The organism is Photorhabdus sp. RM322S (assembly GCF_042879395.1).
Taxonomy (GTDB): domain Bacteria; phylum Pseudomonadota; class Gammaproteobacteria; order Enterobacterales; family Enterobacteriaceae; genus Photorhabdus; species Photorhabdus khanii.
Window position 1 is genome coordinate 212,387 of the sequence record NZ_JBHFKW010000002.1, and the last position, 14,852, is coordinate 227,238.

At 44.6% G+C, this 14,852-nt stretch carries 14 protein-coding genes; 7 read left to right on the forward strand and 7 right to left on the reverse strand.

Translation table 11 applies throughout. The features are described 5' to 3' along the window. Nucleotides 1-8: 8 nt before the first annotated feature. Nucleotides 9-1,631: an ABC transporter substrate-binding protein gene (locus ACGF63_RS02140; RefSeq protein WP_152961888.1), complete on the reverse strand. Its 1,623-nt coding sequence runs from the start codon at nt 1,629-1,631 to the stop codon at nt 9-11. Nucleotides 1,632-1,801: 170 nt separating this feature from the next. Here ACGF63_RS02140 and tpx point away from each other — a divergent pair, with 170 nt between their 5' ends. Beyond that, entirely contained in the window at nt 1,802-2,305 is a 504-nt protein-coding gene (gene tpx, locus ACGF63_RS02145) for a thiol peroxidase (RefSeq protein ID WP_152961886.1), read from the forward strand. 41 nt (nt 2,306-2,346) lie between these two features. Here tpx and tyrR read toward each other — a convergent pair whose 3' ends face one another. From tyrR to pspA, 6 genes are all read right to left on the reverse strand, one after another. After that, nucleotides 2,347-3,930, reverse strand: coding sequence for a transcriptional regulator TyrR (gene tyrR / locus ACGF63_RS02150; RefSeq protein ID WP_036849527.1), 1,584 nt, complete (start codon nt 3,928-3,930; stop codon nt 2,347-2,349). A 256-nt stretch (nt 3,931-4,186) separates the two neighbouring features. Then, nucleotides 4,187-5,251 carry a YcjF family protein gene (locus tag ACGF63_RS02155; RefSeq protein ID WP_152961884.1) on the reverse strand — a complete coding sequence of 355 codons (1,065 nt, stop codon included), beginning with the start codon at nt 5,249-5,251 and terminating at the stop codon, nt 4,187-4,189. Beyond that, nucleotides 5,248-6,645: a YcjX family protein gene (locus ACGF63_RS02160; protein ID WP_152961882.1), complete on the reverse strand. Its 1,398-nt coding sequence runs from the start codon at nt 6,643-6,645 to the stop codon at nt 5,248-5,250. Before ACGF63_RS02160 ends, ACGF63_RS02155 begins: the two co-directional genes overlap by 4 nt. Before the next feature lie 66 nt (nt 6,646-6,711). Next, nucleotides 6,712-7,065, reverse strand: a complete 354-nt coding sequence (gene pspC, locus ACGF63_RS02165) for an envelope stress response membrane protein PspC (protein WP_036849523.1) — start codon at nt 7,063-7,065, stop codon at nt 6,712-6,714. Further along, nucleotides 7,065-7,283 (reverse strand): envelope stress response membrane protein PspB, encoded by a 219-nt coding sequence (gene pspB / locus ACGF63_RS02170; RefSeq protein ID WP_036849522.1) that lies wholly within the window; start codon nt 7,281-7,283, stop codon nt 7,065-7,067. The genes pspC and pspB overlap by 1 nt, the downstream gene beginning before the upstream one ends. Before the next feature lie 36 nt (nt 7,284-7,319). Further along, on the reverse strand, nt 7,320-7,994 hold the full coding sequence (gene pspA / locus ACGF63_RS02175) for a phage shock protein PspA (protein WP_152961880.1): 675 nt from the start codon (nt 7,992-7,994) through the stop codon (nt 7,320-7,322). A 183-nt stretch (nt 7,995-8,177) separates the two neighbouring features. On the opposite strand from pspA, the gene pspF reads away from it, so the two are divergent. The 6 genes from pspF (at nt 8,178) to sapF (ending at nt 14,745) form a co-directional block, all read left to right on the forward strand. Then, nucleotides 8,178-9,182 carry a phage shock protein operon transcriptional activator gene (gene pspF, locus ACGF63_RS02180; RefSeq protein ID WP_036849520.1) on the forward strand — a complete coding sequence of 335 codons (1,005 nt, stop codon included), beginning with the start codon at nt 8,178-8,180 and terminating at the stop codon, nt 9,180-9,182. Nucleotides 9,183-9,439: 257 nt separating this feature from the next. Next, nucleotides 9,440-11,104: an ABC transporter substrate-binding protein SapA gene (sapA, locus tag ACGF63_RS02185; RefSeq protein WP_036849519.1), complete on the forward strand. Its 1,665-nt coding sequence runs from the start codon at nt 9,440-9,442 to the stop codon at nt 11,102-11,104. Then, nucleotides 11,101-12,066, forward strand: a complete 966-nt coding sequence (gene sapB / locus ACGF63_RS02190; RefSeq protein WP_387628556.1) for a putrescine export ABC transporter permease SapB — start codon at nt 11,101-11,103, stop codon at nt 12,064-12,066. The genes sapA and sapB overlap by 4 nt, the downstream gene beginning before the upstream one ends. Continuing rightward, on the forward strand, nt 12,053-12,943 hold the full coding sequence (gene sapC / locus ACGF63_RS02195; RefSeq protein ID WP_036849517.1) for a putrescine export ABC transporter permease SapC: 891 nt from the start codon (nt 12,053-12,055) through the stop codon (nt 12,941-12,943). The genes sapB and sapC overlap by 14 nt, the downstream gene beginning before the upstream one ends. Then, complete coding sequence (gene sapD / locus ACGF63_RS02200; protein WP_152961876.1) at nt 12,943-13,935, forward strand: putrescine export ABC transporter ATP-binding protein SapD; 993 nt, start codon at nt 12,943-12,945, stop codon at nt 13,933-13,935. The genes sapC and sapD overlap by 1 nt, the downstream gene beginning before the upstream one ends. Continuing rightward, nucleotides 13,936-14,745, forward strand: a complete 810-nt coding sequence (sapF, locus tag ACGF63_RS02205) for a putrescine export ABC transporter ATP-binding protein SapF (RefSeq protein ID WP_036849515.1) — start codon at nt 13,936-13,938, stop codon at nt 14,743-14,745. It begins immediately after the preceding gene. Nucleotides 14,746-14,852: the final 107 nt, after the last annotated feature.

Below are 14,852 nucleotides of genomic sequence, written 5' to 3' on the forward strand. Positions count from 1 at the left end.
TCCTTACTTTAGTGCTTGATAATGTACATAGTATGGCTATAGGCCACATCTTCAGGATTGGTGATCGGGTATCCTTTTAACCAAGGTTTTATCAACCTGCCGTTTGTATATTGATAAATTGGTGCAATGGGTGCCTGTTCAGCAATCATCTGTTCCGCTTTGTTATAGTCATCGTTTCTTCGGGCATCATCCGTTTGCAAACTGGCAGATTGCAACAGCTTGTCATAATCAGCCTGATGGAATTTGGCAATATTGCCACTATGCGTTGAAGTCAACAGGCTCAGAAACGTGGATGGTTCGTTGTAATCCCCCACCCAGGATGCACGGATAACATCAAAATTACCGGTGTTGCGGTTATCAATATACGTTTTCCATTCCTGATTCACCAGATTCACCTGCACTCCCAGTGTTTTCTTCCACATAGAGGCGACAGCAATAGCAATTTTCTGATGGTTCTCAGAACTATTATAGAGCAGAGAAAGTTTCAGTGGGTTGTTCAAACCATAACCTGCCGCCTGTAACAACGTCTTAGCCTGTTGATCCAGCTCTGCTTGTGTGTGTTGTTCCATATCACCGGTCACAGGATGGAAGCTGGCGGTCACATCCGGCGTGAAATGCCAGGCGGGTTTCTCTCCGGTCCCCAAGACTTTTTCCGCAATAATTTTACGGTCAATCGCCATAGAAAGCGCTTTACGCACTCTGGCATCATTGGTTGGTGCACGTTGGGTGTTAAAAGCATAATAATAGGTGCCCAATTGATCCGGCGTATAAACCTGCCCAGGTAATTCATGGCGCAACTTTTTATACATATTTTTCGGGAAGGATTCGGTAATATCCAGATCACCAGCCAGATAGCGTTTAGTCGCGTGTGATTCCTGATTAATGGGTACGAATGTGACTTTGGTCAGAATGGTTTTTTTATGATCCCAGTAATAAGAATTTGGCGTCAGAACGATTTTCTCATTCACAACCCGATCATGTAATTTGAAAGCACCGTTCCCCACCAAATGACCCACCTTTATCCACTCTTTCCCATATTTTTCTACCGTTTTCTTATTGACCGGATAGAGACTGAAATTCGCGGTCAGATTGGGGAAGTAAGGCACAGGCCGGTTTAGCGTCACCTGTAATATGTGCTTATCAATGGCCTTAACACCCAGTTTTACAGCAGGCAATTTCCCGTCAATAATTTCCTGCGCATTCTCAATACCCGCCAGTGCGGCAAACCAGGCAAAAGGAGAGGTATTAACCGGGGTGACTAATCGCTGCCAACTATACACAAAATCCGTCGCAGTAACCGGTTCCCCATTTGACCAACGGGCATCAGAACGCAAGGTAAAAAGCCAGGTTTTGTTGTCCGCCGTTTTCCACGCTGTCGCGACGCCGGAAATTGCATTGCCATACGCATCCTGATTTACCAGCCCTTCAAACAGATCACGCTGAACCTGAGCTTCAGTCAAGCCCACCGCATTAATCGGGTCTAAGGATGCCGGTTCGTCTTTTAGATGACGCACCAGTTCTTGTTTGTCATTAAGATGAGTACCAGGAGGCACTTCCGCAGCGAAGGCAGAAGCCATGAGAAAGGAGCCACTGATAAGTAGTGCACATGAAGTCAAGCTGAAATAGCGCATTAAGGTAATCTGCTCTGTATGTAAAATAATTATTCCAGAACCGAATTATAAGCCATTGTCAAAGTGACACAATCAGACAATTTTACTTCACAGACGCTATTTTGATGGGCAAGAGCCGACTATTCTTCTACACTGGGAGGCTGTGGTTCATTTATCAGAGGAAGAAAACTATGACACAAACAGTAAAATTTCAAGGCAATGATATTTCCGTAAGCGGCCATTTCCCAAAATCAGGGGAAAAAGCGAAAGATTTTACTCTGACAGCCAAAGATCTCTCCGATGTCTCTCTCAGCCACTATGCCGGAAAACGTAAGGTGCTAAATATTTTCCCAAGCATTGATACCGGTGTTTGCGCAACATCAGTCCGTAAATTTAATCAGGTCGCGAATGACCTGGAAAACACCGTTGTACTGTGCATTTCCGCCGATCTGCCTTTTGCGCAGTCACGTTTCTGCGGCGCAGAAGGGTTATCTAATGTGGTCACTCTTTCTACTCTGCGTGGCGGTACTTTCACTGAAGATTATGGCGTTGCTATCAGCAACAGTCCTTTGAGTGGTCTCACTGCCCGGGCAGTCGTTGTGCTTGATGAAAACGATAACGTGATCTACAGCCAATTAGTTGATGAAATCACTAATGAGCCAGATTATGACAGCGCACTGGCGGCACTGAAATAAATCCATTGATTTTATAATGCCCACTTAATGTGGGCATTATTTCACTCATCATTATCCAATTCATGCCCGGTAGAATGCTTCCTGCTACTCAGGCCATATTCTCTCAATTTATTGGCAATCGCAGTATGTGATACCCCAAGGCGTTTAGCCAGTTTACGAGTGCTTGGGTAGTGCCGGTAAAGACGCGTTAACACCGAGCGTTCAAAACGTTTACTGATTTCATCCAGGGAACCATTGAACACATCTTCACTAAAAGAGATCTCTGTTTCAAATTCCGGCAGTTGTATATCCCGCGGAGCCAGCTCCATATTTTCAAGCTGAGTCAATGCCCGATAGATGGCATTTTGTAACTGCCTTACGTTACCGGGCCAACTGTAACTAGCCAAAAAGTGAGAAAGTTCAGGAGACAATTTAGGTTTCGGTACCCCTTGTTCTTCAGCAAAGCGCTCAATAAAATATTCCACCAGCGGCATAATATCCGCTTTACGATCACGCAGTGGCGGAAGCATAATCGTCAGTACATTAAGGCGATAATAGAGATCTTCGCGGAATTCCCCCCGCTGCACTAATTCAACCAAGTTTTTCTGTGTAGCACAGATGACTCTGACATTCACTTTAACTTCGTTTTCTTCCCCTACTCTGCGGAAAGTCCCATCATTAAGAAAACGCAGCAGCTTAATCTGCATCTGTGGCGACATTTCGCCAATTTCATCCAGCAAAACAGTGCCACCATTGGCCTGCTCGAAGAAACCTTTTTTCCCTTCAATGGCATTAGGATAAGCCCCGGCTGCATAGCCAAACAGTTCGCTTTCTACGACATCATCCGGCATAGATGCACAGTTTAAACCCAGAAAGGGTTGTTTCCCGCGCAAACTGTGCAAATGACAAGCTTTCGCCAAAATATCTTTACCGGTTCCGGTTTCACCAATCAGAAGCAGTGGCGCATCCAACATCGCCATTTTGCGGGCCTGCTCAATAACATGAGCCATTTTTGGGCTAACAGAGATAATTTTCCTAAACTCGCCACCCTCATTGACAGTCAGTTTTTTCAGTTGATGACCTATCCGGGCAGCGGATTTGAGCATAATCACCGTGCCGACACACTGTATTTGCTGCTTTTCGTCAGTCAGTTGGATTGGCATAATATCCATCAGGTAGTCCAAACCTTTGAGCGTTATCCTTTCCGCACGATGCTGGCTATTTTTATTTTCAAACCAGCGCGTGAAGTTATAACCGCTAATAAACTGCCCGATAGGTTTTTGATAGATTTCTTCCTCACTAACGCCAAACAGCTTGAACACCGCAGAGTTAGCAAGCTCAATATTTCCTTTTAGATCAACTGAAAAAACAGGCTCAGGCAAAGATTCCAACAGTGCGCACATCGCTTTGTGTTCTCTTTCCGAAGGTAGAAAAGAGACCGTACGAACATCAATAACACCATTAATACGGCGAATTTCTGCCATTAATCTACGGAATATGTTGAAATCAACGGGTGAAAAATTAAGATAAATCCGGCCAGTTTGGGATATTTCCACCCCTTTCAAATCAATATTCTGTAATACCAGTAGATCAAGCAATTCCCGGGTCAACCCGATTCGATCATGGCAAATAACTTCTAAGCGCATCTGTTTTGACCTTATTTACACTAATGCATATAATTTTTCTAAATACTACTCTCTACGATTATTCATATGAAGCATTCTGTCAGTAAAAATTGACAAGAATCCAGTTTTTTAGTGGAGTAAATAACACAGCATTTGAAACTTTCACTAAAATAAACAGATTCTAAGATTAACTATAAAACGGTTTAATAAAATAACGTAAAATGCCGCCGTTATCTGGATATTTTGTGCGTTAGTATAGAATTAAAGTATATATCATTTAATCAACTATGTTCTTAGATTTATTTGGCAGGATATTCTTAAGTTGGGTGATTAACTGACGACGGAAATCTCCTAATTTAGGTTTATCACCTTCTATCCAAGGCAATGGCCTGCATAACTCCATGGCTTTAATGCCAAGCCGGGCTGTCAGTAACCCCACACCGATCCCTTGAGCAGCTCTGGCAGAAAGACGCGCCGCGATATCCTGAGATAGCCAATCCATCCCAACTTCCCGCACCACCTCGGAAACACCCGAAAAAACAATATTAAGCAGAACAAGACGGAAAAGCCGAATACGACTGAAATATCCCAGTTCAATGCCATACAGTGCCGCAATACGGTTAATCAGCCGGATATTGCGCCAGGCAATAAATGCCATATCGACAATTGCCAACGGGCTGACCGCTATCATTAATGCTGATTCCGCCGCATAGCGGCTGATCTCAGCTCTTGCCTGAGAATCCAAAACAGGCTGAACCAATTTACCGTACAACGCCACTACTTCACGATCGTTATGTGCATCATGTAAAGCAGCCTGCCAACGCTGTAACGCCGGATGATGCGACTCAATACCTGCCTGACTTGCCAGCTTCTCGCAAAATACCCGGCCTTTACCCACACCATGATTTTGCAATAACTCTCTTGCTGTATCACGTTCTTCAGCACGCATTCTTAGCCGGTAAAGACGACGCCATTCACTGACCACAGAACCAATACCGGCAAAGACTATCATTCCCCCCGCCGCTGCCACACCTAACGCGATCCAATCCTGTTGCTGCCATGATCGATAAATCCACTGCACAGACTGAGCAACAACACTCATTCCCAGTAAAATCAGAGCGCCATAGACCATTTTACGCCAATAACTGCGCCTGGGTTTCAATGCCGCATTCACTATTCCTTCTACCTGGCCTTCGCACTCTTCAGCCTCAAGCTCTGGTGAAGCAGGACAGAAATTCGTCGTGTCTTTTCCATCAAAGATCTGAGCAGGTTTTAAAACCGGTTCTTGCGACTCCAATAAGGGTTCTTCAAAGTCAATTCTTGGCTTCAGGGAATCTGTCATTTCACTTTATCTCCCAGTAAAAACTCCAGCACGGTATCCAACCGGATATGCGGCAATGGTGCATCAATATTCACCTGCCGGGGGCTGAATTCTTCGAAACAGAAGCCCTGCTTTTGCCAGAAATCATCCCCCGGTAAACTCCGCGGCACTTCACCGGGGAAAAATGTCAGTAATTGACCATCTGTCAGGCGATGTCCTTTCAGCGCCGGCACGTTTTCGCCATGATGTTCAATCATTCCACTTTCTGTCGCCCGTACCGATGCCAAACCAACACAATCCATGCTGATACCTTCAAAAGCCGCATTTTGTCTGGCCTCCTGCACCAACTGTTGTAGTAAAGCAACCAGATTGGCATGCTGATCTGCGGTGACATGATCAGCCTTACTAGCAGCAAACATTAACTTATCAATGCATGGGGAAAACAGGCGGCGAAAGAGTGTTCGTTTACCATAATGAAAACTCTGCATTAATTGTGTCAGCGCCAGACGCATATCATTAAACACATGTGGCCCGCAGTTTAATGGCTGTAAACAATCTACCAACACAATTTGCCGATCAAAACGCAGAAAATGTTCTTTATAGAACCCTTTCACGACCGACTGACAGTAATATTCAAAACGCTTACGCAGCATACCGATATTAGTGTGTTGATCTGCCTGAGCAAACTGTGACTCAGTGATATGACCGATATCCGGCCACGGAAAAAATTGTAAAGCCGGAGCCCCCATCATTTCACCCGGCAGAACAAATCTCCCCGGCTGAATAAAATGTAATCCTTGTTCTTTGCATTTAATCAGGTATTCCGTATATGCCTGAGCAATAGCAGCCAATAGATTCTCATCCACCGGTGCCAGTGGATCGCACTGTTTACACAGTTCCAGCCAGGGTTTTGCCCATTCGGCTCTCTGTCCCTGCAATAAACCATTCATCTGGCGTGACCATACTAAATAATTTTGTGCCAACATCGGCAAATCCAATAGCCATTCGCCGGGATAATCGACAATTTCCAGATATAACGTGGCAGTCTCTTTAAAATGGCGCAGCAGGGAATCCTGAGAACGGTAACGAAGCGCCAAACGGATCTCACTGACACCGCGAGTCGGTGTCGGCCAGGCGGGAGGTGTACCATAAAGCGCAGTCAATCCTTCATCATAAGCAAAACGAGGAACACCCAAATCCCGTTGAGGAACCCGTTTCACCCCCAGCAGGCGACCATCACGCACAGCGGAAAATAGCGGCAACCGGGCACCGCTATGGAGATGAAGTAACTGATTAACCAAAGATGTGATAAACGCTGTTTTACCACTACGGCTTAATCCTGTAACAGCTAACCGTAAATGACGATCCATCCCGCGGTTAACAAGCGCCGTTAATTCATGTTGTAGCCGTTTCATGTCTGTCCTATGGTAGGTCTTACGACAATTTTATTATATCAGCTAAGCAATATGCCATTCTTACTCTCAAAGTTGTCTGAAACGACTGCGAACACTGAATGTTTCTGAGGTGACATAACGTTCCATTTGACGCAGACGAAGCTCACCCGCTTTCAATTGATAATCTGCTTCATTCAGTAATTTCTGTACCGAAAAACTGGCTTCTTCGGTATAACTGGCCGGTGCCGGATCCAAGACGAAAACCAGTACAATATAAGCAATAACGACTAAACCAAACAGGCCAAAGAATAGTGACAATATAGTCATTGCACGAATTAAACCTACGGGTACATCAAAATAGTAAGCCAACCCAGCGCAAACACCTTTAATCTTGCCTTTTTCAGGTATTCGGTACAGTTTCCGGCGGTTATAATTCGACATTATGATTGCCTCCAGTCAGGATGCTCCGCATCCAGAATATCTTCCAACGTTTTGATTCGTGCCTGCATATGCTGTACACGCTCTGCCAGGCGTTGAACTTCATTCTGATCCAACTGACTTTGGCTTGAATTCCGGCTGTTATAATGCAACCACAGCCAGATGGGTAAAACAAAAAGTACAAAGATAATCAGTGGAATGCTAATAAATATAGAGCTCATCACTTTTCCTTAATGGTGAGTTGAGTACACCAGTATTTAATGTTGTTCTTTATTAGCATTTATTTTAGCTTTCATTGCTGCTAACTGCGCACTAATTTCATCGTCTGCTTTTAATTCAGCAAACTGTTGATCCAGGGATTTTTGTTTTCCCATGCCCACAGTTTCCACTTCAGCCTCCATATGATCAATACGGCGTTCAAATTGCTCGAAGCGAGCCATTGCCTCATCAATTTTACCGCTGTCTAACTGGCGACGAACCTGTCGCGAAGAAGCGGCAGCCTGATGACGCAAAGTCAATGCCTGCTGTCTTGCCCGAGTTTCACCGAGTTTGTTTTCAAGCTCAGTGACTTCCCCTTTCATGCGCTCAAGGGTTTCTTCCAGTATGGTTAATTCATGCTTCAATGTATCCACTAAAGCAGCAACTTTCTGTTTTTCAATCAGTGCTGACCGCGCCAAATCTTCTCTGTCTTTATTCAGCGCTAATTCAGCTTTTTCCTGCCAGTCATGTATTTGCTGTTCGCCTGACATAATGCGACGAGATAACTGTTTTTTCTCTGCCAGCGTGCGCGCAGAAGTTGAGCGGATTTCAACCAAAGTATCTTCCATTTCCTGAATCATCAGGCGAATCATTTTGTGCGGATCTTCCGCTTTATCCAGTAATGAAGAGATGTTGGCGTTCACGATATCGGCAAAACGAGAGAAAATACCCATAGTAAATTATCCTCTTTGATTAAGATTTTTAGATTTGTTGTACTGCTAATGACATACTATCAAGAGTCGTGCCAACTTTTTTATTCGTTTTATCCACATGAAATATAAATAAATTTTTTTATTTGATTTTTTATCATAACGAAATAGAGTGGTCATAATAACCAACTGTTAGCGAAAATAGTCATGAATGAAGTTACAGAAAACCTATTAGGTGAAGCAAACAGCTTTATTGAAATTCTGGAGCAGGTATCCGCGCTGGCAAAATTAAATAAACCAGCGCTGGTTATTGGTGAACGCGGAACAGGCAAGGAGCTGATTGCCCGCCGTTTGCATTATTTATCCCCCCGCTGGCAAGGACCATTTATCTCCCTAAACTGCGCTGCTTTGAATGAAAATTTATTGGATTCAGAGTTATTTGGTCATGAGGCTGGCGCATTTACTGGCGCACAAAAAAGACATCAAGGAAGATTTGAGCGTGCTGATGGCGGAACGTTATTTCTTGATGAGCTGGCAACCGCCCCCATGCAGGTTCAGGAAAAGTTGTTACGCGTCATTGAATATGGGCATCTTGAACGGGTTGGCGGCAGCCAACCATTGCAGGTCGATGTTCGATTGATATGCGCGACTAATGATAATCTGCCCGCCATGGCAGCTAAGGGTAAATTCCGCGCTGATTTACTCGATAGATTAGCGTTTGATGTGGTTCAAATCCCACCATTGCGCCAAAGGCAGCAGGACATTATGTTACTGGCACAACATTTTGCTATTCAGATGTGCCGCGAGTTGGATTTGCCATTATTTCCCGGCTTCACTGAACAGGCAAAACAACGATTACAAAATTACAACTGGCCCGGTAATATCCGGGAGCTGAAAAATGTGGTGGAACGCTCTGTTTATCGTCACGGTGAAAATTTCGATCAACTTGATAATATCATTATTAATCCATTCGTTTCTGCGCCGCATTCTATCGTCAATGTTGATGACAATAACGATTCATCTTTACCGCCTCTGCCTTCCCTGCCGGTTAATCTGAAACAATGGCAACACGACAGCGAACGACAATTAATAGAATTATCATTAAAGGCAAATAGGTTTAATCAGAGAAAAGCGGCAGAAAAGCTAGGACTGACCTATCATCAATTGCGCGGCTTAATAAAGAAACATAATATCAGTACAGACGATAAGTGATCCGAATGACAGATAAAAAAAAGCCAGCACCCGAGCTGGCTAAAAAACACTGGAAGCAATGTGAGCAATGTCGTGCCTTTCCTAGGATAACAAAGACTGTTCCCCGGAAGTGCGATACAAATGATAATGTTTCTCAATACGATTTGTAAAGCACTTTATTGAGAATTTTTCTCATTATCGTCATCGCCCGGTTTTTTTGGGCTCAAGCGCTAATTGAGATACAATGTGTCAATTCTAATTAATAACAGATGCCTTATATGCGTAGTTTGATTTATTGGATCATATTATCCCTCTCAGCTCCGGCTATTGCAGAGACAATGGCTACGCCTGAAAAAAAGCCCCGGGTTCCAGCTGATATCCGGCAGCAAGGATTTGTTTATTGCGTTAGTGGCAACCTGAATACCTTTAACCCGCAACTGACCACCAGCGGTTTAACGGTCGATACTCTGGCAGCGCAACTCTATGAACGTCTATTGGATGTCGACCCTTATACTTACCGTCTGCTGCCTGAATTAGCCTCCCGCTGGGAAACGCTGGATGACGGCGCGACATACCGTTTTTATTTGCGCCATAATGTCTCATTTCAATCAACAGGCTGGTTTACTCCGACCCGTAAAATGAATGCCGATGACGTCATTTTTAGCTTTAAACGTTTGTTTGATAAGCAACACTATTATCATTACGTCAATGGCGGGCATTATCCCTATTTTGACAGTCTCCAACTGGCCGATTCTATTCAAAGTATCCGTAAAATTGATAAATATACGGTGGAATTTCGTCTGAACGAACCCGATGCTTCTTTTCTTTGGCATTTGGCAACCCATTATGCCCCGATACTTTCACAAGAATATGGGCAGCAATTGCATGAAATGAACCGCCACGAGCAAATTGACTGGAAACCTGTCGGCACAGGCCCATTTATGCTGGAAAATCATCGAACCAGGCAATTTATCCGTCTGGTTCGCCATGATAAATACTGGAAAGGCAAGCCGCAGATGCAACAAATCGTTATTGACGTCGGTGCCGGCGGCACCGGGAGAATGTCTAAACTTTTAACTGGCGAATGTGATGTATTAGCTTATCCCGCGGCCAGTCAGCTTAAAGTCCTGCGGGACGATCCCCGCCTGCGCCTCACTTTACGCCCAGGAATGAATATCGCTTATCTGGCTTTCAATACCAGCAAACCACCACTTGATAAATTACAGGTTCGACAAGCCATTGCCTACGCAATTAATAACCAGCGGTTAATGCAATCCATTTATTATGGAACGGCGGAAACCGCCGCATCAATTTTACCGCGGGCATCATGGGCTTATGATAATCAAGCTGAAATTACAGAATATAACCCGGAAAAATCCCGCAAAATGCTCAATGACCTTGGATTGAATGGGATGCAATTGAGCTTATGGGTCCCTTCCACTTCTCAGTCTTATAATCCAAGTCCACTTAAAATGGCAGAATTGATCCAGGCTGATTTAGCGCAGGTAGGTATTACCATGCATATCAAACCTGTTGAAGGCCGCTTTCAGGAAACCAAACTGATGGATAAATCCCATGATATGACGCTATCAGGCTGGTCTACTGACAGTAATGATCCAGACAGTTTTTTCCGGCCATTGTTAAGTTGTGCTGCGATCGCTTCACAGACAAATTTCAGCCATTGGTGTCATCCAATATTTGATAAGATTTTGCAACAGGCTTTGATTAACCAACAATTATTATCCCGAATAAAGTATTATCATGCTGCTCAACAAATTCTTGAACAGCAATTACCGGTATTACCATTAGCCTACTCCTTGCGCTTGCAAGCTTACCGTTACGATATTAAAGGGCTGATACTCAGTCCATTTGGGAATACCTCTTTTGCCGGTGTTTACCGGGAAAAAGAGACTCACCCAACAACTCAGAAGGACGACAAATGATTATTTACATTCTCCGTCGTCTGCTATTACTGATTATCACGCTATTTTTCCTGTCGCTGATAAGTTTCAGCCTCAGTTACTTTACCCCCAATGCCCCTCTCGGCGGCGCATCGCTGTTTGACGCTTATACATTCTATTTCCACAGTTTATTGTTATGGGATTTTGGTGTATCCAGTATTAATGGTGAACTCATCAGTGAACAACTAAGGGAAGTGTTTCCTGCCACAATGGAGCTCTGTATTCTGGCTTTCTCTGCCGCCTTACTGGCCGGTATTCCACTGGGTATTATTGCGGGGGTGTGGCGTAACAAAACAGCGGATACTGTTATCACTTCCATCGCCTTAGTTGGGTTTTCTATTCCAATTTTTTGGCTGGCGTTATTACTGACCCTGTTTTTTTCCCTTTATCTTGGCTGGCTACCGGTTTCTGGCCGCTTTGATCTGCTATATCAGATTGAGCCTGTGACAGGTTTCTCACTCATTGATGCCTGGTTATCAACATCACCCTATCGCAATGAGATGATTATCAGTACCATGCAACACTTGCTCTTACCCGTGATCACACTCGCGGTGGCACCAACAACCGAAGTTATCCGGCTGATGAGAAACAGCACAGAGGAAGTTTTTGGTGAAAACTACATTAAAGCCGCTTCAACCCGGGGTTTATCAAGGCTGACAATTATCCGTCGTCATGTCCTGCATAATGCGCTGCCTCCTATCATTCCGAAACTGGGATTACAATTTTCCACCATGCTGACACTGGCTATGATGACAGAACTGGTATTTAACTGGCCGGGGCTTGGTCACTGGTTAGTCAGTGCAATCCGCCAGCAAGATTACTCCACCATTTCTGCGGGTGTGATGGTTATTGGCACGCTGGTTATTTTAGTCAATGTTCTGTCTGATATCATTGGCGCGATGACTACCCCTCTGAAGCATAAGGAATGGTATGCCCTTAGATAATTTTTATCGTGAAAAGAAAATGCCGTCACCGATAAAGGTCATCTGGCATTTTTTCTCTTCCGATATACTGGCAATGACGGGATTCTATGGGGTACTTATTCTGGTTGCCCTCAGTCTGTTTGGGGGGTATCTGGCACCCTATCAGCTTGATCAACAATTTCTTGGGCATCAGTTGCTGCCACCTTCGTGGTCACATCACGGTAATATCGCCTTTTTTTTGGGTACCGATGATCTTGGGCGCGACATTCTCAGCCGATTATTGATAGGTACGGCATCCACGTTCGGTTCAGCACTACTGGTCACGTTGGCAGCGGCTTTATGCGGTCTGATCATCGGTTGTCTGGCAGGTATGACACGGGGACTGAAATCCGCCGTACTCAATCATATTCTTGATTCATTACTTTCTATCCCTTCATTATTGCTGGCAATTATTGTCGTCGCTTTTGTCGGTGCCAGTTTGTCCCATGCCATAATCGCTATTTGGCTGGCGCTATTACCACGTATCGTTCGCACAGTTTACAGTGCGGTTCATGATGAACTGGATAAAGAGTATGTCATTGCCGCGCGCTTGGATGGGGCCTCCAATTACCATATTCTATGGTATGCCGTATTACCAAACATTACCGCCGTATTGGTCAGCGAGCTGACCCGCGCCCTTTCGATTGCCATACTTGATATCGTTTCTCTTGGTTTTCTTGATCTTGGTGCCCAACTTCCCTCACCTGAATGGGGAGCTATGTTGGGCGATTCGCTGGAGCTAATCTATGTTGCGCCCTGGACCGTTATGTTGCCCGGCGCGGCGATAATGGTGAGTGTCTTGTTAATCAATTTGCTGGGTAATGGATTACACCGTGCAATTAATTCCGGGGTGGAATAATGCCATTACTTGATATTCGCAATCTCACTATTGAATTTATGACTGCCAAAGGGCCAGTTAAAGCCGTTGATCGCGTCAGTATCTCACTGACAGAAGGTGAAATACGCGGTCTGGTTGGTGAATCAGGCTCTGGCAAGAGCCTGATTGCCAAAGCGATAAGCGGGGTCACTAAAGATAATCTCAAAGTGACCGCTGACCGTTTTCGCTTCGATGATATTGATCTGCTGCGCCTGACTCCCCGACAGCGCCGAAAAGTGATCGGCCACAATATCTCAATGATTTTTCAGGAGCCACAATCTTGTCTTGATCCTTCTGAAAATATTGGTCAGCAACTTATTCAGGCAATTCCCGGCTGGACTTATAAAGGCCGTTGGTGGCAACGCTTCAAATGGCGAAAACGCCGGGTCATCGAGTTACTTCACCGTGTGGGAATTAAAGATCATAAAGATATTATGAGTAGCTTCCCTTACGAATTAACTGAAGGGGAATGCCAGAAAGTGATGATTGCTATCGCATTGGCTAACCAACCACGCTTGCTGATTGCAGATGAACCCACTAATGCGATGGAACCAACCACGCAAGCTCAGATTTTCCGTCTGTTAGCACGATTGAATCAGAACAATAACACCACAATTTTACTGATAAGCCATGACTTGCAAATCATGAGCAAACTGGTGGATCGCATTAATGTTCTGTATTGTGGTCAAACTGTCGAAAGCGCCGCGCCCAATGAATTGCTGGTAACACCACACCATCCTTATACACAAGCGTTAAGCCGTGCGATTCCTGATTTCGGCAGCTCGCTGCCCCATAAAAGCAGATTAAATACATTACCCGGTGCCATTCCATCCCTTGAGCACCTGCCCATTGGCTGCCGTTTAGGTCCACGCTGCCCTTACGCACAAAAAACCTGTATTGAAACACCACGGTTGCGGGTAATTAAAAACCATGCTTTTGCCTGCCATTTTCCATTAAATCTGGAGGAGCAGTAATTGGTTAATACTCTGCTGGAAGTCAGGAATTTAGCTAAAACTTTCCGTTATCGTACCGGTTTTTTTCATCGTCAGCATCTTGACGCAGTAAAACCTGTCAGCTTTACCTTAAAGGCAAAACAGACCCTGGCGATTATTGGTGAAAACGGTTCTGGCAAATCAACCCTGGCAAAAATGCTTTCAGGTGTCATGGAACCCACTTCCGGCGAAATCATGATTGAAGGGCATAAACTCACTTATGGTGACTATAGTTATCGCAGTCAACGCATTCGCATGATATTTCAGGATCCAAGCACCTCACTGAATCCTCGCCAGCGGATTGGGCAAATTCTTGACGTTCCTCTTCTGCTCAATACAGAACTCAATACAACCGAGCGGGAAAAACGGATCAATCAAACATTGCGGCAAGTTGGCCTGCTGCCTGACCATGCCAATTATTATCCACATATGTTAGCCTCAGGCCAAAAACAGCGGGTAGCACTGGCGCGGGCATTAATATTACAGCCTCAGATTATTATTGCCGATGAAGCATTAGCATCACTTGATATGTCTATGCGCTCTCAAATAATTAATCTGATGTTGGAATTACAGGAAAAGCAGGGTATTTCTTACCTCTATGTTACCCAGCATCTTGGCATGATGAAACATATCAGCGATCAGGTCCTAGTCATGCATCAAGGCGAAGTTATCGAACGGGGAAATACAGCTGAAGTGTTGGCTTCTCCTCTGCATGATATAACCCGCCGCCTGATCGCCAGCCATTTCGGTGAGCCACTCACCTCTGATGCTTGGCGACAGGATATTCCTTGACGCATACAAAACGATAATCACTGCTCGGAGCAGAACGCAAAATACAGCACATTTCTCTCCAGCGTGATAGAATCACTGGGTTTATTAACAATAAAATGCCATATTGA